A 20804-nucleotide genomic window follows, 5' to 3' on the forward strand; every position below is an offset into this window, starting at 1 on the left:
GATTTCAATTCGGTGTAATGCTCGATCGCCGCATACCCCATCTCCCGCCCGACCCCCGACATCTTGTAACCGCCGAACGGCAAAGCCGGGTCCAAGGCGCTGTGGCAGTTGACCCACACCGAACCCGACTTGATCCGAGGAATCATCCGGTGCACCGCCGCCAAATCGTTCGACCAGATGCTCGCCCCAAGGCCGTAAGGGCTGTCATTGGCCATGCGCAACGCGTCGGCCTCATCATCGAACGGAATCGCCACGAGCACCGGGCCGAAGATTTCCTCTTGTACCAAGGCATGCCGCTGGTCGACGTCGACAATCACCGTGGGCTTGATGAAGAACCCAGGGCCGAATTGCTCACCGCCGCAGGCGATGGTCGCGCCACTTTCCCGGCCTTTTTCGATGTAGCCGTAAACCCGTTCCTGTTGACGGGCGGAGATCAACGGGCCCATTTCGACACTAGGGTCCAGGCCATTGCCGAGCTTCATCGCGTTGGCGATGTCGGCGATGTCCGCCACCACATTGTCGAAATGCTTGCGCTGCACATACAGCCGGGAGCCGGCGCAGCAGACCTGGCCCTGGTTGAAGAAGATCGCACTGGCGGCACCCGCGGCAGCGGTCTTCAGGTCGGCATCAGCCATGACGATGGTCGGTGATTTGCCGCCCAGCTCCAGGGTCACCCGGGTCATGGATTCCATGGCGATCTTGCCGATCTGCTTGCCCACGGCGGTGGAGCCGGTGAAGGTCAGCTTGTCCACCAACGGGTTATGAGTCAGGGCGGAGCCCGCTGTGATGCCGGTGCCGGTGACCACGTTGAACACGCCTTCGGGGTAACCGGCTTCCAGCACCAGTTCGGCGAGCTTCAGCGCGGTCAGCGGCGTTTCGTCGGCGGGTTTGAGCACCACGGTGCAACCGGTGGCCAGGGCAGGGCCGAGTTTCCAGCAGGCCAGCAGCAGAGGGAAATTCCAGGCGACGATGGCCCCGACCACGCCCACCGCTTCGCGGCGAATGAAACTATGGAATTGATCGTTGGGCATCAACGGCAGCGACACGTCGACGCTGGAGCCTTCGATCTTGGTGGCCCAACCGGCCATGTAGCGCAGGAAGTCGATGGACAGTTGCACGTCCATCACTTGCGCCACTGCCGCACTTTTACCATTGTTCAGGCATTCCAGTTGCGCCAGCAGCTCGGCGTCGCGCTGCATCAGGTCGGCGAGTTTCCATAACAGGTTCTGCCGCTCCCGAGGGCGGGTGTGGGTCCAGGCGGAGTCGTCGAAGGCTTGGCGGGCGGCGAGCACCGCGCGGTCAACGTCGTCGGGCGTGGCCCTTGGCACCACGCACAACACTTCGCCGGTGGCCGGATTGTGCAAGGGCATGGTCTGGCCATCCGCGGCCTCGACCCAGTCGCCGCCGATGAGCATGCGCGGTGTGCGTTGGACGAAGGCCGAAGTGGCGGGAAGCAGGTAAGGCAAGGGCATGTCGAGACCTCTTGTTTTGTGGGAACGGGTTTTTCCAACAGGGCAATGGCTGTGCCAAGTACCGAAAAGGCAGCGGGGTCCTTTATTAGCGAGCTTTTAACGACGAAAGGAGACAGTTGGCGGTCCGGTTTTTGTCGCAAATCGCGACACCCCATGAGACGGCGCGCAGCGTCCGTCTGTGCGAAGCGTCGTCGCGGGATATGCAGTGTTCTCGCCGCGGACATCTATGCTTGTCTCAGACTGCAACAGCTGTCGCGATATTAGACGCAGGCAGTCTCCTTATGACGCACCTGAAAGTCAGCTTTATCTTCTAATTCTTTGATTCAAAACGTATTTCGTAAGCTGGCACGCTCCGTGTATTGCTCATCGCAGACGTTTCTCTTGCCTCCGTTAGCGGCTCGTCGCCGACGGCAGAAACCATAAAAACGATAAGCCACAAAAATAAGAAAGCACCGTGCGAGGTTCGACGTTGATGAAGAGAAAACTCCGATCAGGCCTGAGCGTCAGTCTGCTGGCCGTGGCGGCCAGTGTGGCGCTGCATTCGCCTTTTAGCCTGGCAGCTCGTGACGCCCAGACCATCCTCAAGGAAACCTGTCAGGGCTGTCACACCCCCGAAGCCGATAACGCCTTGAGCCGTATCAGCCACCAACGCAAAACCCCAGAGGGCTGGCTGATGAGCATCGCGCGGATGCAGACCATGCACGGTTTGCAGATCAACGATGACGACCGCCGGGCCCTGGTCAAATACCTGGCCGACACCCAGGGCCTGGCGCCGAGCGAAACAGACGGCGTGCGTTATGCGCTGGAGCGACGGCTCAATACCGTCGAGACATTCGACGACCAGACCAGCCAGATGTGCGGCCGTTGTCACTCCGGTGCGCGGGTTGCCCTGCAGCGTCGACCTGCCCAGGAATGGGAGCGCCTGGTGAACTTCCACCTCGGCCAGTGGCCGTCCCTCGAATACCAGGCCCTGTCCCGTGACCGCGATTGGTTCGATCTGGCCCGCAAAGAAATGGTGCCGCTGCTGGCCAAGCGTTATCCGTTGGACAACCCGGCCTGGAAGAAATGGCTCGCCAGTGCTCCGCAAGCCGAGGCACTGGTCGGCGATTGGAACTTCAGTGGGCATTTGCCGGGTAAAGGCGAACTGGCCGGCGTCATGAGCGTGACGGCCGATGGCAGCGACACGTTCAAGGTCAGCGTCAAAGGTCGGTACGCCGACGGCGCCCCGTTCAACGGCGATGGCAGTGCGATTCTCTACAGCGGTTACGAATGGCGTGGCAACGTGACCGTTGATGGCTTGGCCATGCGCCAGGTGTTCGCCGCCCAAGGCAACGCCATGCAGGGCCGGATGTTCGAGGCCGAGCACGACGAGCGGGGTCTGGACTTCGTCGCTGCCAAACAGGGTTCCAACCGTTTGCTGGCGGTGCAGCCGGGTTATCTGAAGGCGGGCAGCGAAACCGAAGTTACCCTGATCGGCAGCGGTCTCACTGGTAAACCAGACTTCGGCAAAGGCGTGGAAGTGCTCCAAGTGCTGGAGCAAACTCCCGAGCGCCTACGGGTCAAACTCAAGGCGGCTGCCAATGCGCAACCGGGGCTGCGCAACGTTACGGTCGGCACGCTGAAAGGCCCGACGCTGTCGGTCTACAGCAAGATCGCTGAAGTCAAAGTCGTGCCCGAGTTCTCGGTGGCGCGGATCGGCGAGGGCGGTGGTTCGACGCCGAAAGTCCAGGGCCGTTTCGATGCTGAGGCGTGGGGCAAAGGGGCTGACGGCAAGCCCTATCGCATCGGCGTGTTCCCGGCGCAGTGGAAGGTCGAGGCTTTCGATGACCGCGCCAAAGAGGACGAAGACGTCAAGTTTGCCGGCACCATGCAGGCCGATACTGGCGTGTTTACCCCAGGCGATGCCGGGCCGAACCCGCAGCGCAAGATGTCCACCAACAATGCCGGCAACCTCAAGGTGATCGCGGCCGTCGACGACGCAGGGAAATCCCTGACCGGCGAAGGCCACCTGATCGTCACCGTGCAACGCTGGAACAATCCACCCATTCCATAAGTTGGCTGTTTTTAGCGGTTCCAGACATTTTTCGGAATGACCGCAGGTCTCGTAAATCGGGGCTTGCACAGGAGGTTTGCAATGGGCGCTATTTTGAATCTGGTCGAACGCAACCTGCACGAAGTGCATGTCGACGCCGACCGTATGCTGTTCCACATTCCCAGCAGTTCACTGTTTGCCAGCGATGAGCTGACCGGTACGATCATCGATAATTTGCGCGGTCCCGGCTGTTCGTCTGACGATCTGATCCAGCGCTTGGCCGAACGCTTCGACGGCGAAGAAATCACCGAAACCCTGCGCGAGCTGATCGCCTTGGAATTGGTGAGCGATGGCTCGCCCCTGACCCCGGACATCGGCACCAAACGGGTCGAACGCACGGCGATCAATACCGTAGTGCTCAATGTCAATACTGGCTGCAACCTCAGTTGCACGTATTGCTACAAGGAAGACCTCGACAAGCCGTCGGCGGGCAAGAAGATGGACGTCGAAACGGCGGTCGCCTCGGTGGAAATGCTGCTGCGCGAATCCCCCGACGAAGAGCGATTCACCGTGGTGTTCTTCGGAGGCGAGCCGCTGAGCAATCGCAAGCTGATCGAGTACATGGTCGATTACTGTGAAAAGCGTTTTGCAGAGGCGGGCAAGTTCGTCGAATTTGTCATGACCACCAACGCCACGCTGCTCACCGAAGACACGGTGGACTACCTCAACGCCCACCGCTTCGGACTGTCGGTCAGTATCGACGGACCGAAAACCGTGCACGACCGCAACCGCATCACCGTGGGCGGCCAGGGCACCTATGACGTGGTGCGGCGCAAGGCCGAGATGCTGTTGTCGCGTTACAACAGCCGTCCGGTCGGGGCGCGGGTAACCCTGACCACGGGCGTTACCGATATCGAGACTATCTGGGATCACCTGTTCAACGAACTGGGGTTTGCCGAAGTCGGTTTTGCTCCGGTGACGTCTGGTGATATCAGCAGCTTCAATTTGTCCAGCGACGAGCTGATCGAAGTCTTCGCCAACATGAAAAAGCTCGGTCGGCGTTATCTGGAAGCGGCGCTCGAACATCGCAATATCGGTTTCTCCAACCTGCATCAATTGATCACTGACATTCATGAAGGCCACAAGAAAGCCCTGCCGTGCGGTGCGGGCCTGAAGATGCTGGCGGTGGATCACAAGGGCGAGCTCAACCTGTGCCACCGCTTTACCGGTTCGAGCCTGCCGACATTCGGCAACGTCCACAGCGGCGTGAAACAGGTGGAGCTGAACGACTTCCTGTCCCAGCGCCTCGACCGCACCAACACCGGCTGCGAAGACTGCCAGATCCGCAATCTCTGCTCCGGCGGCTGCTACCACGAGAGCTACGCCCGATACGGCGACCCGACTCATCCGACCTATCACTACTGCGAACTGATGCGTGACTGGGTCGACTTCGGCATCGAGGTCTACACCCGGATCATGGCTCACAACCCTGCGTTTATCAGCAGCTATATCACTCCGCGCAAGGCTCACTGATATGAAACATCTCAAGGCAATCAACAACAAAGCCCAGAAGCTCGATCAGGCCGCGGCCGAAAACCGTATCGAGGAAGTGGTGGCGATGAGTTCCGTCGCCGGCTGCGCCTCGACCACCGACCCGGGTTGGGAAATCGATGCGTTTGGCGGTGTGTCGTCGCTGTGCCAGCCGATGGAAGCGGACCTGTATGGCTGCTCCGATCCGTGCTGGTGGCCGGCCCAGGTGCCGGACATGATGAGCACCTACCCGGACTGGAACAAGGACGCCCAGGCGTCCAACGAAAACTGGCGCAACCTTGGCACTGTCTTTCCAAAGGACAAGTGATCGGTCATGAAGAAGGATTCCAGCATGCAATGCATCAAAGCCTGCGGCCTGGCCGCGTTCGGTGTCCTGAGTGCTATGTCGCTCAATGTTCTGGCCGATGAAAACGCCGCGCTCCAAAGCGGTCACGAATACATGGTGACCACCAATTATCCGAACAACCTGCACGTGATCGACCTGGCCACCGACAGCCTGTTCAAGACCTGCAAGATGCCGGACGCCTTCGGTCCTGGTACCGTGCAACTGTCCCCGGATCGCAAGACCGCCTACGTACTGAACAACCATTACGCGGATGTCTACGGCGTGGAGCTGGACAGTTGCAAGCAGGTCTTCCACGCCAGCATCACCCAGAAACCTGGCGAGAAAGCGAGGTCGATGTTCGCCTTTACCCTCAGCCATGACGGCAAGGAACTCTTCGCCATCGCCAACCCGACGTTGATGCTCAACGATCGTTACGAGGTGCAGCCACCTCGGCTCGATGTCTACGCCACCAATGCCGGTATGGACGCCAGACCGGTTCGCAGTTTTCCGGCACCGCGCCAACTGACCATCATGCAAAGCGGGGACGATGGCACGCTGTACGTGGCCGGGGCGGACGTCTACAAGGTCGACGTGAACACCGGCAAGTTCGACGTGCTGATCCCCAGTCGCCATTGGAAGCGTGAAAACTACAGCGCGCCGGACGTGCTCTATGTCTGGAACCAGCAAACCTACCGTCATGATTTTTCGCTGCTCTACACCGCTGCGAAATTCACCGACAAAAAACAGGACCCGGCCACCGCCGAATACCTGTATGGACTGTTCAGCATCGACCTTAAAACCGGCAAGACCGAAACCACCGACTTCGGCCCGCTGACGGAAATCTACTTCAGCGGCATGCGCTCACCCAAGGACCCGAACCTGATGTTCGGCGTGCTCAACCGCCTGGCCAAGTACGACATCAAGCAGAAAAAGCTGCTCCAGGCCGCGACCCTGGATCATTCCTACTACTGCATTTCGTTCAACAAGGCCGGCAGCAAGATCTACCTGGCGGGCACCTTCAACGACGTAGCGGTGTTCGATGCCGACAGTTTGAAGCAGATCGGCAGCATCAAATTGCCCGGCGGCGACATGGCAATTACCACGGCGCAGATATTCATGCGTTAAGGAACGCGGGGAAGGGCAGCAGCCATTCAGTCAGGGCACCGTGGTGGTGCAATCCTCGCCGCAGCGGATCGTACAGAAGGATTCCATATGAATTTACCAAGCTACACCTGCGGGCCACAGACCACGCCCTTGCTGGCGATGACCATTGGCGCAGCCTTTGACCGAGCGGTCGAGCGGTTCAACGATCGCGAAGCGCTGGTGGTACGGCATCAAGGTCTACGTTACACCTGGGCGCAGTTGGCCGAAGAAGTGGAGGGTTGTGCTCGGGGGCTGCTTGCGCTGGGGCTCAAGACCGGCGAGCGGTTGGGCATCTGGTCGCCGAACTGCGCGCAATGGTGCATCACCCAGTTCGCGGCCGCCAAGGTCGGGGCGGTATTGGTGAACATCAACCCGGCCTACCGGTTGAGCGAGCTTGAATACACGCTCAAGCAATCGGGATGCCGCTGGCTGATTTGTGCCGATTCGTTCAAGACTTCCAACTACCACGCGATGCTTCAGGATCTGCTGCCCGAACTCCACGACTGCGGCGTGGGCGCGCTTGAAAGCGCTCGCTTGCCGGAACTGTGTGGCGTGATCAGCCTTGGCGACACGCCGGTTGACGGCATGTTGTCCTGGGAGGGGTTATTGGACCTGGCTGAACGGGTGGCTCCGCAGCAACTGCGCGAATGCGGCGAGCAATTGCAGTTCGACGACCCGGTCAACATCCAGTACACCTCGGGTACCACCGGATTTCCCAAAGGTGCCACCCTCAGCCACTACAACATCCTGAATAACGGTTTCATGGTGGGGGAAAGCCTGAAGCTCAGCGAGCACGACAGGTTAGTGATACCGGTGCCGTTGTATCACTGCTTCGGCATGGTCATGGGCAACCTGGGTTGTCTCACCCACGGAACGACCATGATCTATCCCAGTGCAGCCTTCGACCCTCTGGAGGCCCTGCGGGCCGCCGCACAGGAGAAAGCGACCGGCATGTATGGCGTACCGACGATGTTCATTGCAATGCTCGACCACCCGGAACGCCAGTCGTTGGACTTGAGTCACCTGCGAACGGGCATCATGGCCGGCTCCACCTGCCCGATCGAAGTCATGAAGCGGGTAATCGAGGAACTGCACCTCAAGGAGATGCAAATCGCCTATGGCATGACCGAAACCAGCCCGGTCTCCACCCAGACCGGGCCGGACGATGATATCGAGCATCGGGTCACCCGTGTCGGTCGTACCCAGCCGCATCTGGAAAGCAAGGTCGTCGATGAGCAAAACCGGATCGTGCCACGCGGTCAGGTCGGTGAGCTGTGTACCCGGGGATACAGCGTGATGCTGGGCTACTGGAACAACCCGCAAGCGACTGCGGAAGCCATCGACAATGCGCGCTGGATGCACACCGGCGACTTGGCAATCATGGACGACGACGGTTATCTGAAGATCATCGGTCGCAATAAGGACATGATCATTCGCGGCGGTGAAAACGTCTATCCACGCGAAATCGAGGAATTCTTCTTTACCCATTCTTCGGTGGCCGACGTGCAGGTGATTGGTGTGCCGGACAAAATCTACGGGGAAGAGATCGTGGCTTGGGTCAGATTGCATGAGGGACATCAGGCCAGCGCCGACGAGTTGCGCGAATACTGCAAAGGCCGGATCGCTCATTTCAAGACGCCACGCCATTTCAAGTTCGTTGACGATTTTCCGATGACCGTCAGTGGCAAGGTGCAGAAGTTTCGCATGCGTGAAATCAGCGTAGAGGAACTGGGAGCGCCGAGCACCGAGTAGTTGTAACCATTGGCAATTCGTCCAGGCAGTGATGCTGCCTGGGCGTCGATGGCATGCTGAGCGTTAGGTATATCCGCAGGGCTACGCTCACGGCGAACATCATTCTGCCGGAGGTTTGTACCCCGCCAGCATGTTCAATACTTCTTCATGTGAACCGCTTGCTTCAGCAAATCGCAAGGGCTTGGCGCGCTCGACGATCAGTTCTCGCGGGGTCGGAGAGGTCTCAAGCAGCTCGAAGAGTTCATCCAGGAACTCGTCCAGGGGCATGGCATGTTCGTCATTTTCCTGCCCGAGCAAGGTGGTGCGCACGCCCGGTGGCGCAAGCTCGATGACTTCGATTGGCGAAGCTTCCAGCTGGACACGAAGGCTCTGGGTAAAAGAGTGGACCGCCGCTTTGGTTGCGCTGTAGGTCGGTGTTGCCGGCAGCGGCACGAACGCCAAGGCCGAACTGACATTCACGATCGTTGCACTGGGTTGCTTGATCAGTTGGGGAATGAACGCATACGCCATGCGAATCGTGCCGAGCAGGTTGGTCGTCACGGTATCTTCGGCTGTGCCCAGGTATTCGGAATCGGTGAGATCCTCCCAATGCATGATGCCAGCGTTGTTTATCAGGACGTTCAGGTCCGGGTGGCTGGCCGCGAGTGCTTCGCTGTTGCGCTGGATGGATTGTGGGTCGGACACGTCCAGCAAGACGGAATCGATACCCGGATGTTCCGCCACGATCTGGTCGAGCAGTGCCTGGCGACGTCCCGCGATGATGACTTTGTTGCCCGCCTTGTGAAGCCTGAGCGCCAGGCCAAGGCCTATGCCGGAGGTGCCGCCAGTAACGAGAATCGTATTGCCAGTGCCGTTCATAGTAGACTCCAGTGAAGGTCATAAGTGGACACGTGTCCGCTTATGTAAAAAATCTACCGGACAATTGTCCGCTTTGCAATGCGCGAAGGAAAAATCTTGCCTAGGAATGACGAGTCGGCAATGCGTGCCGACGCCAAGAAAAACCGGGAGCGAATCCTGGAGGTCGCGGTGGTGGAACTGACGATCGATCCGGCGGTGCCGCTGAGTACGATCGCGAAGAAAGCCGGGGTAGGACAGGGCACGTTCTATCGTCACTTCGCTACCCGGGAAAGCCTGGTGTTCGAGGTGTATCAATTTGAAATGCAGCAGGTGGCCGCGTTGGCCGAACAACTGCTCGCGACAAAACCACCGAAAGAGGCGCTCCGAGAATGGATGAGCTGCCTCGCTGAATATGCAATGACCAAGGCCGGGCTTGCGACTGCGATACGACAGGCCGCTTCTGCCTACGAATTTCCTGGGAAATCTGGATACGCGCCAGTCCAGGCGGCAGCCGAGCTACTGCTGAGGGCTAATGAGGAGGCCGGGACCATTCGCAGCGGCGTCACCCACGACGATTTTTTCCTGGCCACGGCCGGCATATGGCAAATCGATTCCCAGAGCCAATGGCGTACTCGTCTCGACAGACTGATGGACCTGGTGATGGATGGCCTGTGCGCGGGCAGCCCTGAAAGTTTGAAGAAGAACGCGGGGGCGCCTGAGAATGCTACGTAGGTGATGCCCGGGACGCAAGCCAGCCCCCCAGACTGTTCAACGCTGATAAGCCAACAACCGGCGCTCGGCCAATCGAAATACACCCACCAGCGCGCACGCCAACAGCATGTAGAGCAGGGCGGCAATGCCATAGGCCTGGAAGGTCTTGAAGGTGGCGGCGTTCACATCGGCAGCGATTTTAAGAATGTCGGGAACGGTGGCGGTAAAGGCAATGGCCGTGGCGTGCAGGACGAAGATCACTTCGTTGCTGTAGGCCGGCAGTGCCCGGCGCAGCATGCTCGGGATCAGTACCAGGACGAACAATTGGCGGCGGGTCATGCCCAGGGCCAGCGCTGCCTCGATTTCACCGCGTGGGGTGGTGCGCAGCACACCGGCCAGAATCTCGACGGTGTAGGCGCAGGTGTTCAAGGCCAGCGCCAGGATCACGCAATGCATGCCGTCGCGAAAGAACCACCACAGGCTCGGCGACTCCCTGATCAGGCTCAGGCTGGCCAGGCCGCTGTAGATGATCAGCAGTTGCACGAATAGCGGCGTGCCACGAAATACCAAGGTGTAGAGCTGGACAGGCAACGCCAGCCAGCGATTGCCATAAGTGCGAACCAGCGCCAGGGGTATTGCCGCGGCCAGGCCGATAATGGCCGACGTTACCAACAGCCATAAGGTGACGGACAAGCCACTCCAGCGGTAACCGTCGGACCACAGGAAGTTGGGCCCGAACTCTTTCAGGATCTCGATCATCACACGCTCCGCTGCGGTTCGATGCTGTAGCGTCGTTCAAGGTGTTTGAGGGCCAGGCTGGAGAGGATCGCAAAGGCGAGGAAGATCGCCGCGATCACCAGATAGAAAAACATCTGCCGTGAGGTTGCGTTGCCCGCTTGCTTGGCGACCTGGACCATGTCATTGAGGCCCAGCAGCGAGATCAGGCCGGCACTTTTCAACAGCACCTGCCAGATGTTGCCGATGCCGGGCAAGGCGAACCGCATCATTTGCGGCAGGCGGATCCGCCGCAGCACTTGCCAATGGCTCATGCCATAGGCCCGAGCCGCTTCCAGTTGGCCAAACGGAATGGCCCTGAAGGCGCCGCGAAAGGTTTCGGCGCAGTAGGCACCGTAGATGAATCCCAACGTACCGATCGCGGTGCCATAGGGATTCAACTGCAACGATTCCCGGCCGAACGCCTGGGCTATCTGGTTGATTCCGATTTGTGCGCTGTAATAGATCAACAGCATCAGGACTAGGTCCGGCACGCTGCGCACCAGCGTGGTGTAGACCGTCGCGACCAGCCGCAGCGGCGCCACCGGCGAGAGTTTCGCCAAGGCGCCGAGCAGGCCAAGCACGATGGCGACGCAGGCGGCCCAGGTGGCGACCTGGACGGTCAGCCACGCGCCCTGGAAAATCAGATAACCATACCCTTCGAGAAACATGCTTTCGGGCTCCGCACGGATGGATTATTTCGGCGAGATGTCGAAGTCGAAGTATTTCCTGGCGATGCGCTCATAGGTGCCGTTGCGGTGGATCCGTTCGAGCGCCTGATTGATTTCCCCAGCGAGGGCGGTATCGCTTTTACGCAATCCGATGCCAGTGCCCGGACCGAAGATCTCCGGTGACTTGACCACCTCGCCGGCATAGTCGAAGCCCTTGCCGATAGGCTTCTTCAGCAGGCCTTCGGAAACGGCGATGGCATCGTCGAACGCCGCGTCCAGGCGACCGTTGATCAAGTCCGAATAGGTCAAGTCACTGCTTTGATACGGCACCACTTCCACGCCTTTGAGGCCCCACATCCGTTTTGCATAGGCTTCGAATACGCTGCCTTGCTGCACGCCGATGCGCTTGCCGCGCAAGGATTCGGCCGTTGGTTGCAGTGGGCTGCCTTGCGGGGCTACCAGGCGTGCCGGGGTGTCATACAGGGTGTCGGAGAAGGCGATTTCGGCTTTGCGCGCTTCAGTGATCGAGAGCGCAGAAAGTATGCCGTCGAACTTCCTGCCTTTAAGGGCCGAGATCATGCCGTCAAAGGCGTTTTCGACCCAGACGCAACGACGTTGCAACTCGCTGCACAGGCTTTCGCCCAGCTCGATATCGAAACCTGTCAGGGAGCCGTCTGGTCGCTTGGACTCGAACGGTGGGTAGGTGGGATCGACCCCGAAACGCAGCTCTTCGCTGGCGCCCCAGGTCATCAGCGGGCTGGCCACGAGCATCAAACCGATCAGACATTTTTTCATCGACAGGGTATCCACGACAGGTTGGTAGAACTGCCCCGGGAAGAGACCCGGGCAGCACACATCAGCCCTGAATGTTCAAGGCGTGTTTGAGTTGTCGAGCGCGTTGGTTGTCCACGGCCTGTCCATGGCCAAAGCCCCCCGCCCAGCCGCACACCTGGCCGGCATAGTCGACACCCCGTGCGAGACACTCGGCAAGGTTGTGCCGCGCTTGCCATGCCAGCAGGAACGCGGCGATAAAACCGTCGCCGGCACCCATGCTGTCGACGAACGCGCAGGGCCGCGCGGCCTGCTCATGCGCGCCTTGTGCGTCGACTGCGAGCGCGCCCTGGGCGCCGCGGGTGATGACCACCGTTGCCGGGCCCAGCGCCCGCATCGAATCCGCCAATTCACGGGCTTCGCTGGGCGACAGGTCGGCCGCCGAGAAAAAGGCGATATCGACGTGTCGGATCAAGGCTTGCCAATCGAACTCGACCCAGTTGTCCGAGAAGTCGAATGACAGGCAGCCACTGGCCTGGCGAATCTGCACCAGTTGGTTCTCAAGACCGCTATAGAGGCTGCTATGGGCCAGCTGGAATTGCGCGAGATAGTCCAAGTCGTCACCATTGAGTCGCAGTTGGCGGCAGACACCCGGATCGCTGCCGAGAAACACCCGTTCGCCGTCGATGCTGTCGACACAAGCCCAGCCGTTGGCTCCTGCCAGCGTTCTGCAATGAGATGCATCGACGGCTTCCTGTTGCAGGCAATCGAGCAGGTACTGGCCGTGCCGGTCATTACCAACGCAGCCCAGATAGGCGCTGCGAGCCCCCAGCCGGGCAGCAAACACCGACACGTTGAGTGCGTTGCCACCGGGGTACTCGATGTTCCGGTCCAGATAAACATCCACAGTGTTGTCGCCGACCGCGATCAGGCTGGCCATGCTCAGTACTCCGTTTTCCACATGTAGCGGCGCGTCGTCAGCGGCTGCTGGTGCCAGACCGCGAGATGAGCGGCAATGCGTTCCACGGCGATGCCGACGATGTAGGGCGCGACAATGGCGCGGATTTCCGGGTCGATGCCTTCCATTGGGAAATCCTTGGCGTCATAGACCATGACGCGTTCGGTGTATCGCTGACAGAAGCGCACCACACGTTCCATCTGCGCCCGGCTGGGGTCTTCGCCCACCAGCAGGAGCAGCGGGGTGGTGGCGTCGATGGCTTCGAACGGGCCGTGGAAAAACTCGGCAGCCTCCACCGGCAGGCAATGCAACCACTGGCTTTCCATCACCACGCAGACCCCGAATACATAGGCGGTGGTGAACATCGGGCCCGACGCGAGGAAGTACATCACGCGATCATCCTTGTACAGGCGCGCCTCTTCGGTGGCGCGCCGGTCGTTGTTGATCGCAGCGTCGGCGAGGGCCTGGGGCAGTGCCTTGAGCGAACGAGTGAGCTTGTCCAGCAGCGGCCAGCCTTCACGCTTGGCCAGGATCCCGCCGACCAGTGCCTGGAGGATCATGAAGCAACCGAAGTACGCCTCATCGGTACGTCCCAGCAAAAAGCAATGTTGAACGGCCTGGGCCAACGGCAGCTCGGCGGTTTGCGTCACGCCGACAGTGAGGCAAGGTTTGTCTCGCAGAAAACGTGCGGCGGCGATGGTTTCCTGGGTCGTCCCGGACTTGGAGGCGAGGACCACCAGGGTGCGTTCATCCAGGCGCGGCGGATCGATGTCCATGAAGTCGGCCGGGAAATAACGGCGTACCTCCAGTGTGTGGCTGTAGCGCTCCAGCCAGTATTGCAAGCCGAGCATGATGCGGTTGGGCGCCCCGCAACTGACGAAGTAGATGCGGTCGAATCGCGTGGCCAGTTCCTGGCCGAACTGCTGCGCGTCGTCGACGATTTGCACGGATTGCTGCAAGGAAGTGGTGAATGCTTCCCGGTTGAACTGGATCGCCATGTGAGCTCCTGGGGGCTTTGTTGCGGTGTTCATGTTGCGGATCATGATCACCATGTAGACCAAAAGCTATACCACCAAAAATACCATTACAAGATTTTTCCTCCGTGGTCTAATGCACCGTCACCGCAGTTTTCAAGGTAGGCAATGGGCCGTTTATTGGGTCTGCTTATCAAGATGGCGGGTTTGCGATGGTTTCAGTGAGTACTGTTGGCACGCCGTTGCACAGAAAAATAAATCCAGGATGTAGACCATGAAAGTTAGTCCTTCCAAATCCTCCGACGTGGCCCTGCTGGCGCCCGAACGCAAGCAGGTGGCCTGGCAGGCCGTCCAGGCCCTGCTGGAAATGCTGGAGCGCCCGGAGTTCGGGCCGACTGAACGAATTCCGGCGGAACGGGACCTGGCCGAGCATCTGGGCATCAGCCGGATGACGCTGCGAAAGGCCTTGCAAACGCTGATCGATCGCGGGGTCCTGGAGCGCCGTGGCAACCGCGGCACCTTCGTGACCGGTCCGGGCGTCGAGCGGCCACTCAATACCGTCGCGCGCAAAGGCATCGCCGAAGTCGTCGAACAAGCGGGGGCCAGGCCGGGCAGTAAATTGCTCTACTTCGAACAAACCCAGGCCAATGCCCGCGTGGCGAAACTGCTGAAGATCCAGGAAGGCGACCTCTTGCTGACCATCAGGCGACTGCGCACGGTGGATCAAAAGCCATTCTGCATAGAGACCAGCTACATCCCTGCAGCCCGCGCACCGGACCTCGTGGCGGGAGACCTGATCGAGGGGGCCTCGTTGTATGCGTTGCTGTTATCGCGCTACCAGATCGAAATGGAAAGTGACGAGGGCACGCTGAGCATCGCCACGATGAACGACCAGGAGGCCCGCTTGCTCGACGTCGAGCCCGGGACGGCCGCGCTGGTCTACCGAGGTGTGATCTTTGACCGCCAAGGGCAGCCGGTGGAATATCTGGTCTCGATCAACCATCCCCAACGCGTGGTGTTCAAACTGGCGGACAGTCGGGTCAATAGCCTGCATTGCGATCATTGATTTTCAAAAAAATGACCGGCGCTCACATCCGATGATGTTCCAGCAAAAAATCCACGAACACCCGCACCCGCGCCGGCATTGCCGACCCTCCAACGAAAACCGCATGGATCGGCTCCCGGTCTCCGGGGTTCCAGGCATCCAACAGCGGTACCAGGTCGCCGCGCTGCAGATCCCCGGTTACGGTGAACTCGCCGATACGGGCGATACCCGCGCCTAGCCGGGCGAGTTGTGCCAGCGCCTCGCCGCTGCTGCATTCGATGTTGCCGCTGACCTTCAGGGAGAATTCCCTGCCGTCGCGGATGAACGGCCAGTTGGGTTCGGCGCGACGAAAATTGAAGCGCAGGCAGTTGTGGCGCAGCAGATCTTCCGGTTCCTGCGGTGTGCCGTGGCGCTCCAGATACTCGGGCGAAGCCACCACCACTTGGCCAGTGTCGCCGATCCGGCGCGCTGTCAGCGGGCTGTCGGGCAGATGACCAAAGCGCACTGCCACATCGGCTTGGCCGCCGAGAATGTCGACCACTTCGTCGCCGAGGGTGAGGTCGACGACGATGTTCGGGTAGCGGGCGCTGAAGGCCGCCACCAGGGGAACGATCGTCTGTCGACCATGGCCGAGTGCTGCGCTGACCCGCAAACGGCCCTTGGGTACACCTTGGTCGGCGACGGCTTCTTCGACCTCGGCCATATCGGCCAGGATACGCCGGGCGCCGCGCAGGTAAGCCTCGCCCTCGGCGGTGAAGGTGATCGCCCGCGTGGTGCGCAACAGCAGGCGGGTGCCCAGCCGTAGTTCGGTTCGCGCGATGATCCGGCTGACCGCCGAGGGTGTCAGCCCCAGAGCACGCGCGGCAGCTGACAAGCTGCCTTCCTGCGCCACCGCGGCGAACACCGCCATCTCACCTGATCTGCCGTTGACGTCCATTTGTGCTCCGCACGCAAAGGTGTTTGCAAGAAAGGCTATCTACCGCCATAGAAGGTCGCATCGTAGCATTTGCGGCATAGATGAGGAGCCTTCCTATGCGTATCAATCCACCCCTTGTTGCACTCGCCATGGGTGCCTTTGGCATCGGCGTAACCGAGTTCGCCCCCATGGGCATGTTGCCGGGGATCGCTGCAGATCTCGGCGTTTCCATTCCCGCCGCAGGCCTGCTGGTCAGTGCCTACGCCCTGGGCGTACTGCTCGGCGCGCCGCTGATGACCCTGACCACCGGCAGGATTCCTCGGCGCTATCTGCTGATCGGACTCATGGCGATTTTCACCCTGGGAAACCTGATGTCAGCGCTGGCCACCGATTACTACAGCCTGATGGTCGCCAGGGTGGTGACTTCGCTGAACCACGGTGCGTTCTTTGGCGTGGGCTCCATCGTCGCGGCCAGCGTGGTCGCCCCGCAGAAACGTGCCGGGGCGGTTGCGGCGATGTTCATGGGCCTGACCTTGGCGACGATCGGCGGTGTGCCGCTGGCTGCCTGGTTTGGCGAACTGTTCGGCTGGCGCACGGCATTCTGGGGAATTACCGGCCTGGGCGTAGTGGCGATGGCGGCGCTGTGGTTCGCCTTGCCCAACGTGCCGGCGCCGCAAAGCATCGGCGTGCTGGCCGAAATTCGGGTACTGGGGCGTGGCCCGGTGTTGGGCGCGTTGGCCCTGACCGTGGTCGGCTCAGGTGCGATGTTCACCGTCTTCACGTATATCGCCCCGATCCTGAGCAGCGAGACTCATGCCTCAGCCACGTTCATCACGGCGATGCTGGTGCTGTTCGGCGTGGGACTGACGTTGGGCAACATGTGGGGCGGCAAGGCCGCGGATCGCTCGATAGACCGCACCCTGATCGTTTCGCTGGGCGTGCTGATTCTCGTCCTGCTGGCGTTCACCGTACTGATGCGCTGGCCGCTCCCGGCGGCAATCGCCATCCTGATCTGGGGCTTCGCCAGTTTTGCCTTGGTGCCGCCCTTGCAGATGCGCGTGATGGAAGCCGCCAAGGACGCGCCTAATCTGGCCTCGGCCGTGAACATCGGCGCTTTCAACTTGGGCAACGCGATTGGCGCGGCGCTGGGCGGCGCGGTGATCAACGCGGGCTTGGGCTATCCGGCGATTTCCCTGGCCGGCGCGGCGATGGCGGGCCTGGGGCTGCTGATGGTGCTGGCTTTCGCCTGGCGTTCCAGAATGGTTGCGGCTGCGGCGGTTTGATGTTTGCTGCCGCACTGCCGAAGACCGGCATCAACCGCCGCGCTGTATCTGCTCCAGTATCTGGCTGTCAGTGATGTCCATATCGTCCAGCAACAGGAACATCTTGCTCAGCACCTCGGCCATTTTCCGGTCGGTGTCGGCGAACGGCAGGTAGAACGCCTCGGCGCTGGTGCCTACGGGCACGATGCACAGGTAGTTGCCGGGTTCGATATGGATGGCTGCGCTGCCCATATGGATGCGGTAGCTGGCGCGCTGGCCGGTGATGTGCAGGAAATGCCCTTCACATTTGACGTTTTGCAACCCGAGCGCCTGGATCAATTCGCCGACCAGTTCGGCGCGTCGTTGCAAGGTTTCGTTGCTGGTGGCGTAGCCGTCCGCAGCGTAGGCCACGGAGACCAGCAAGTCGGCGTCGCGCATGACTTCCGAGAACAGCAGCGGCGGTACTTGCTCAAGGGGGATGGCTTTCTGGTCGCGGTGGAACGCAATCGTGTCGAAGGTGAAGTGTTCCGTTTCGGAGAGGTAGTGGCCGGTATCGAGAAAGTTGAACAGGGCGTAAATACCATGCTCTTTGCTCTCGTAATAGATGTCCTCGACGCTTGAGGTCGACCAATTGCGGACCTGAAGCAACCGGGCGGCTACTTTGCCTTTGAGGCGGTGGCCGGCAAATCGGTTGGACCACAGAGCGGTCTCTCGCTCAGCCGGTGTCAGCAGGTACAACTCGCGAAAGGCTTGTTTGAATGGCTGCACGCGGCGATGGGTCACGACTTCTTTCTGCCAGGCCGACAGTTGTCCTGCCGTGAACAGGTGAAAAGGGTGAGCAATACGCAGGTGCTTCTCGGCCACGTGTCGCCGGCCTTCGAGGTCAGTCACGGTCAGCGTTGCGGCATCGAGCCAACCCAACGCTGCGTCGTCGACCTGCACGATAAGCTGTTCGAGCAGCAGGCGAACCGCAGGCATTTTCAGCAGCGGCTTCAGCTCAGCCAATGCCAGGGTTTCGCCGCTGCTCATCATTGTTTCCAGGGTCCTGCACAAGCGTGCGATCTGTTCCTTGAGCTGGGTCTGCTGCGTTTTGAGCGCGATGAAGTCTGCGTGTTTGCGAATCGCAGGCGGCGCGGTCTTGAGGGTCTTTGCGGCTTTGCAGATGTGCAATGCCGGCGACAAGCCGTCGATGACGATCGTGACGTCATAGCCATCGATGGTGGCAGCCGTCAGGGCGGATTCGGCGATCTCCGATTCCATGGCCCATTCCAGGCGAATCGCCGAGGGGTAACCCGCGACACGCGCCAGGTTTTCCAATCCCGCCTGCACCGCTGCGTGGGAGTTGGCCTGTCGTTGAGCGCCGTATTTACGCACCTCTTTGTGCAGTTTTTTCAACGTCAGATAGCGCTGGCGTACATCATCCGAATCCATGACGGGCAGCACGCCATAGATGCGCATGGCCGGCTGTGCATGGCGGGCCAATTTCTTTTCCAAGGCCGGTCGACCGATGCCTCGGTACGCGTCGAGCAGTACACGCGTCTCGGGAAACGCCCAGTGCGAATGCTCGAGTGCCACGAGGTAGTCGCGCAAGTGCTCCGGGTCCGCCTCGGCCAGCGCCTTGTCCAGCAGGTAGCGGTCCACCACGCCCACCGTTTCATCAAGCGTATTGGGCAGGTCGGTACCCCATTCGGACCGAGGTGCCAGGGCAATGTTCAGATACTCGCGCTGAAAGGTGTGCAGGTCACTCCAGCCGAGCGCGTCGAGCACGATTCGGCTGGCCTGTCCTGCGTAGGGCAGGGCGGTCAGCAGGGTATTTCTGGAAAAGTCGGTCAGCGCGGCGAGCAGTGCTGCCGATTGGTCCTCGGACAACTCCTGAAGGAGCAGGAAACGTTCGAGCACCGCGGCGGTATCGCCGAAACGGTCGAAAAAGTCATCGGGCGTCGCGCCCAATCGCTCGATGACCGCCAGGGCCTGCAGCATCCATCGGGTGTCATACACCTCTACCGAACGGAAGATGTCAGCCAGCTTCTCGGCGTTATCGGGCAATCCAGCCAAGGCTTCCTCGACATAACGAACGGTGAAGCTTGCCAGTTCGGGGTGCACGGGTGCGCGTTCCTCATTGGGGAGATCATCATTCTGGAACGACTCATCATCGACGTCCTCGTCTTCGGGACTCTCATCGCTTGAGTCCTCCTCACCGAATGCTTCGTGGGTGTACCGATCCGGGTCCACATCATCGCTGTCCAACCCGGCGTCGGCTGCGTAGAACATCATGGCGCTGCCCCAGGTATTGGCCCCGCGGACGAAGCGGGGGTAATCGAGGCGGCCTGCTTCCACCAAGCCCAAGGCGATGCGCTTGATTTCCTGATGCACGTAGATATAGGCGTCAGCGATTTTCCGTTGTTCTTCCCCAGGCGCTGAAGGGGGCTGCTCGCGATTCCAGCTGCCATCCAGCAACCATCCGGCGAAGGTCTGCCAGGTTGGGGTGGACGGGTAGTTGCTCAAGCGATGGATACAGGCTTGGACGTCAGGCAAGGCCCAGGCCTGGTCCGGGCTTCTGCGGTAATAGGCGGGGCCATCTTCGTCAGTGGGTAATGGATAGTCACTGTCTTCGAGGGCAAATTGCAGCATGTGCTGCAGCCGCGCGCCAATCTGCCCTAGCGCATAAGTGTCCGGGTGGGCGGTGATCCAGGCATCGCAGATTCGATATTGCAGGCCGTAGCGCTGCTGATCGCGAAGGTCCTCCAGGTCGTCCCAAACGGTCGGAAACACAAAACCGTCAGCCAGCGCCTTGGGTCCATCCTCGGGATGCTGCCTGACCCAGTCCTCGGCGATGCGCAGAACGTCGATGCCGTTCCAGAAATCGGGAGCGAACTGGTCATATGGGCTAAGCTCGGGATACTCATCCAGCGCTTTGTCGCAGAATACTCGCAGTGCAGCGAGGCGCGTGGCTTGTTCGGGCAAAGGACGGCGTGATTGCATGAGGGGTTCCGAGGGGCGAGCGACAAGGATCAACCGCCAATCAGCGGCAGCAGGCGGATAAACGCGAGTGTGGATGGCGCGCTCAATTCAATCGACTCATCGAGCCTCTGGAGCATGACGCCGTTATGCAGAATGCGGAACGCACGGGTTTCAAAGCCCTTCAAGGCTCGTTCGGCCTCAACGCCAACATTCACGTCCAGAGACGCGCTGGCTTGAGGCAAGGCTATCGCGCCTTCGCTGGCTTGCTGACAAATGTCCCGCTCGCTCAGGTATTGGCGGTCGAGCACTTCACGCACCGACGCTTGTTGCAGCGAGTGCTGAGCCAACAATGCGGCGATCTGCTCGGCAACGGCCAGGCGAATCAACTCGGCGACCGTCAAGGTCAATGAGGTCGGAGTCAGGGTGACAGGAGGCAGCAAAGGCTCCTGGCGTGCGCCTTTCAGGCCATAGCTATGAACCACGAACTCCATGATGCATTCCTTGCAAGCCAGACCAGCCGGGCGGATGGCACGTTAGCATATACCATCAGGGCCAGTGTCTTGATCCGGGCCAGGAAGCAGGCACGTAGCCCCTTGATAAGAGCCATGAATACCCCTCCCTGACGCCTGTGTCTCGGATTATTCCCACG

Annotated in this window: 18 protein-coding genes; 8 read left to right on the plus strand and 10 right to left on the minus strand. The window is 60.4% G+C overall.

Annotated elements, in window-relative coordinates; all coding sequences use genetic code 11:
- The coding region (locus OC610_RS04740) for an aldehyde dehydrogenase family protein (RefSeq protein ID WP_264426755.1) at positions 1–1472 on the minus strand (1472 nt) is incomplete at its 3' end.
- Positions 1473–1944: 472 nt separating this feature from the next.
- Here OC610_RS04740 and peaA point away from each other — a divergent pair.
- From peaA to OC610_RS04765, 5 genes are all read left to right on the plus strand, one after another.
- The gene (gene peaA, locus OC610_RS04745; RefSeq protein WP_264426757.1) at positions 1945–3525 is read left to right on the plus strand and encodes a quinohemoprotein amine dehydrogenase subunit alpha; all 1581 of its coding nucleotides are present in this window, start codon (positions 1945–1947) and stop codon (positions 3523–3525) included.
- 81 nt (positions 3526–3606) lie between these two features.
- Complete coding sequence (gene peaB, locus OC610_RS04750; protein WP_264426758.1) at positions 3607–5037, plus strand: quinohemoprotein amine dehydrogenase maturation protein; 1431 nt, start codon at positions 3607–3609, stop codon at positions 5035–5037.
- Position 5038: 1 nt separating this feature from the next.
- Positions 5039–5362 (plus strand): quinohemoprotein amine dehydrogenase subunit gamma, encoded by a 324-nt coding sequence (gene qhpC / locus OC610_RS04755; protein ID WP_007933151.1) that lies wholly within the window; start codon positions 5039–5041, stop codon positions 5360–5362.
- A 24-nt stretch (positions 5363–5386) separates the two neighbouring features.
- Positions 5387–6505, plus strand: a complete 1119-nt coding sequence (gene peaD / locus OC610_RS04760; protein WP_264426760.1) for a quinohemoprotein amine dehydrogenase subunit beta — start codon at positions 5387–5389, stop codon at positions 6503–6505.
- 87 nt (positions 6506–6592) lie between these two features.
- Positions 6593–8275: an AMP-binding protein gene (locus OC610_RS04765; RefSeq protein WP_264426761.1), complete on the plus strand. Its 1683-nt coding sequence runs from the start codon at positions 6593–6595 to the stop codon at positions 8273–8275.
- 99 nt (positions 8276–8374) lie between these two features.
- On the opposite strand, the gene OC610_RS04770 is transcribed toward OC610_RS04765, so the two are convergent.
- Complete coding sequence (locus OC610_RS04770; protein WP_264426762.1) at positions 8375–9133, minus strand: SDR family oxidoreductase; 759 nt, start codon at positions 9131–9133, stop codon at positions 8375–8377.
- Between the two features lie 120 nt (positions 9134–9253).
- Here OC610_RS04770 and OC610_RS04775 point away from each other — a divergent pair, with 120 nt between their 5' ends.
- On the plus strand, positions 9254–9844 hold the full coding sequence (locus OC610_RS04775; RefSeq protein ID WP_264426763.1) for a TetR/AcrR family transcriptional regulator: 591 nt from the start codon (positions 9254–9256) through the stop codon (positions 9842–9844).
- Between the two features lie 36 nt (positions 9845–9880).
- Here OC610_RS04775 and hisM read toward each other — a convergent pair whose 3' ends face one another.
- The 5 genes from hisM to OC610_RS04800 form a co-directional block, all read right to left on the minus strand.
- Positions 9881–10582 carry a histidine ABC transporter permease HisM gene (gene hisM, locus OC610_RS04780; RefSeq protein WP_030141758.1) on the minus strand — a complete coding sequence of 234 codons (702 nt, stop codon included), beginning with the start codon at positions 10580–10582 and terminating at the stop codon, positions 9881–9883.
- The gene (locus OC610_RS04785; protein WP_264426764.1) at positions 10582–11268 is read right to left on the minus strand and encodes an ABC transporter permease; all 687 of its coding nucleotides are present in this window, start codon (positions 11266–11268) and stop codon (positions 10582–10584) included. Before OC610_RS04785 ends, hisM begins: the two co-directional genes overlap by 1 nt.
- Before the next feature lie 24 nt (positions 11269–11292).
- On the minus strand, positions 11293–12063 hold the full coding sequence (locus tag OC610_RS04790; RefSeq protein ID WP_264426765.1) for an ABC transporter substrate-binding protein: 771 nt from the start codon (positions 12061–12063) through the stop codon (positions 11293–11295).
- Positions 12064–12124: 61 nt separating this feature from the next.
- Positions 12125–12979 (minus strand): PfkB family carbohydrate kinase, encoded by an 855-nt coding sequence (locus tag OC610_RS04795; RefSeq protein ID WP_264426766.1) that lies wholly within the window; start codon positions 12977–12979, stop codon positions 12125–12127.
- A 2-nt stretch (positions 12980–12981) separates the two neighbouring features.
- On the minus strand, positions 12982–13995 hold the full coding sequence (locus OC610_RS04800; protein ID WP_264426767.1) for an SIS domain-containing protein: 1014 nt from the start codon (positions 13993–13995) through the stop codon (positions 12982–12984).
- A 250-nt stretch (positions 13996–14245) separates the two neighbouring features.
- Here OC610_RS04800 and OC610_RS04805 point away from each other — a divergent pair, with 250 nt between their 5' ends.
- On the plus strand, positions 14246–15037 hold the full coding sequence (locus OC610_RS04805; protein ID WP_264426769.1) for a GntR family transcriptional regulator: 792 nt from the start codon (positions 14246–14248) through the stop codon (positions 15035–15037).
- 22 nt (positions 15038–15059) lie between these two features.
- Here OC610_RS04805 and OC610_RS04810 read toward each other — a convergent pair whose 3' ends face one another.
- Positions 15060–15953, minus strand: coding sequence for a LysR substrate-binding domain-containing protein (locus OC610_RS04810; RefSeq protein WP_264426770.1), 894 nt, complete (start codon positions 15951–15953; stop codon positions 15060–15062).
- A 95-nt stretch (positions 15954–16048) separates the two neighbouring features.
- Here OC610_RS04810 and OC610_RS04815 point away from each other — a divergent pair, with 95 nt between their 5' ends.
- Complete coding sequence (locus OC610_RS04815; protein WP_264426772.1) at positions 16049–17215, plus strand: MFS transporter; 1167 nt, start codon at positions 16049–16051, stop codon at positions 17213–17215.
- 30 nt (positions 17216–17245) lie between these two features.
- Here OC610_RS04815 and OC610_RS04820 read toward each other — a convergent pair whose 3' ends face one another.
- Complete coding sequence (locus OC610_RS04820) at positions 17246–20176, minus strand: DUF4132 domain-containing protein (RefSeq protein ID WP_264426774.1); 2931 nt, start codon at positions 20174–20176, stop codon at positions 17246–17248.
- 29 nt (positions 20177–20205) lie between these two features.
- The gene (locus tag OC610_RS04825) at positions 20206–20646 is read right to left on the minus strand and encodes a hypothetical protein (protein ID WP_264426775.1); all 441 of its coding nucleotides are present in this window, start codon (positions 20644–20646) and stop codon (positions 20206–20208) included.
- Positions 20647–20804: the final 158 nt, after the last annotated feature.

Source organism: Pseudomonas agronomica, assembly GCF_025917275.1.
Lineage (GTDB): Bacteria > Pseudomonadota > Gammaproteobacteria > Pseudomonadales > Pseudomonadaceae > Aquipseudomonas > Aquipseudomonas agronomica.

Coding starts and splice junctions, on each gene's coding strand:
- qhpC (WP_007933151.1), top strand. CDS start 5,039: ATGAAACATCTCAAGGCAATCAACAACAAAGCCCAGAAGCTCGATCAG.
- peaB (WP_264426758.1), top strand. CDS start 3,607: ATGGGCGCTATTTTGAATCTGGTCGAACGCAACCTGCACGAAGTGCAT.
- OC610_RS04785 (WP_264426764.1), bottom strand. CDS start 11,268: ATGTTTCTCGAAGGGTATGGTTATCTGATTTTCCAGGGCGCGTGGCTG.
- OC610_RS04825 (WP_264426775.1), bottom strand. CDS start 20,646: ATGGAGTTCGTGGTTCATAGCTATGGCCTGAAAGGCGCACGCCAGGAG.
- OC610_RS04765 (WP_264426761.1), top strand. CDS start 6,593: ATGAATTTACCAAGCTACACCTGCGGGCCACAGACCACGCCCTTGCTG.
- hisM (WP_030141758.1), bottom strand. CDS start 10,582: ATGATCGAGATCCTGAAAGAGTTCGGGCCCAACTTCCTGTGGTCCGAC.
- OC610_RS04820 (WP_264426774.1), bottom strand. CDS start 20,176: ATGCAATCACGCCGTCCTTTGCCCGAACAAGCCACGCGCCTCGCTGCA.
- OC610_RS04795 (WP_264426766.1), bottom strand. CDS start 12,979: ATGGCCAGCCTGATCGCGGTCGGCGACAACACTGTGGATGTTTATCTG.
- OC610_RS04770 (WP_264426762.1), bottom strand. CDS start 9,133: ATGAACGGCACTGGCAATACGATTCTCGTTACTGGCGGCACCTCCGGC.
- OC610_RS04805 (WP_264426769.1), top strand. CDS start 14,246: ATGAAAGTTAGTCCTTCCAAATCCTCCGACGTGGCCCTGCTGGCGCCC.
- OC610_RS04815 (WP_264426772.1), top strand. CDS start 16,049: ATGCGTATCAATCCACCCCTTGTTGCACTCGCCATGGGTGCCTTTGGC.
- OC610_RS04810 (WP_264426770.1), bottom strand. CDS start 15,953: ATGGACGTCAACGGCAGATCAGGTGAGATGGCGGTGTTCGCCGCGGTG.
- OC610_RS04775 (WP_264426763.1), top strand. CDS start 9,254: ATGCGTGCCGACGCCAAGAAAAACCGGGAGCGAATCCTGGAGGTCGCG.
- OC610_RS04790 (WP_264426765.1), bottom strand. CDS start 12,063: ATGAAAAAATGTCTGATCGGTTTGATGCTCGTGGCCAGCCCGCTGATG.
- peaA (WP_264426757.1), top strand. CDS start 1,945: ATGAAGAGAAAACTCCGATCAGGCCTGAGCGTCAGTCTGCTGGCCGTG.
- peaD (WP_264426760.1), top strand. CDS start 5,387: ATGCAATGCATCAAAGCCTGCGGCCTGGCCGCGTTCGGTGTCCTGAGT.
- OC610_RS04800 (WP_264426767.1), bottom strand. CDS start 13,995: ATGGCGATCCAGTTCAACCGGGAAGCATTCACCACTTCCTTGCAGCAA.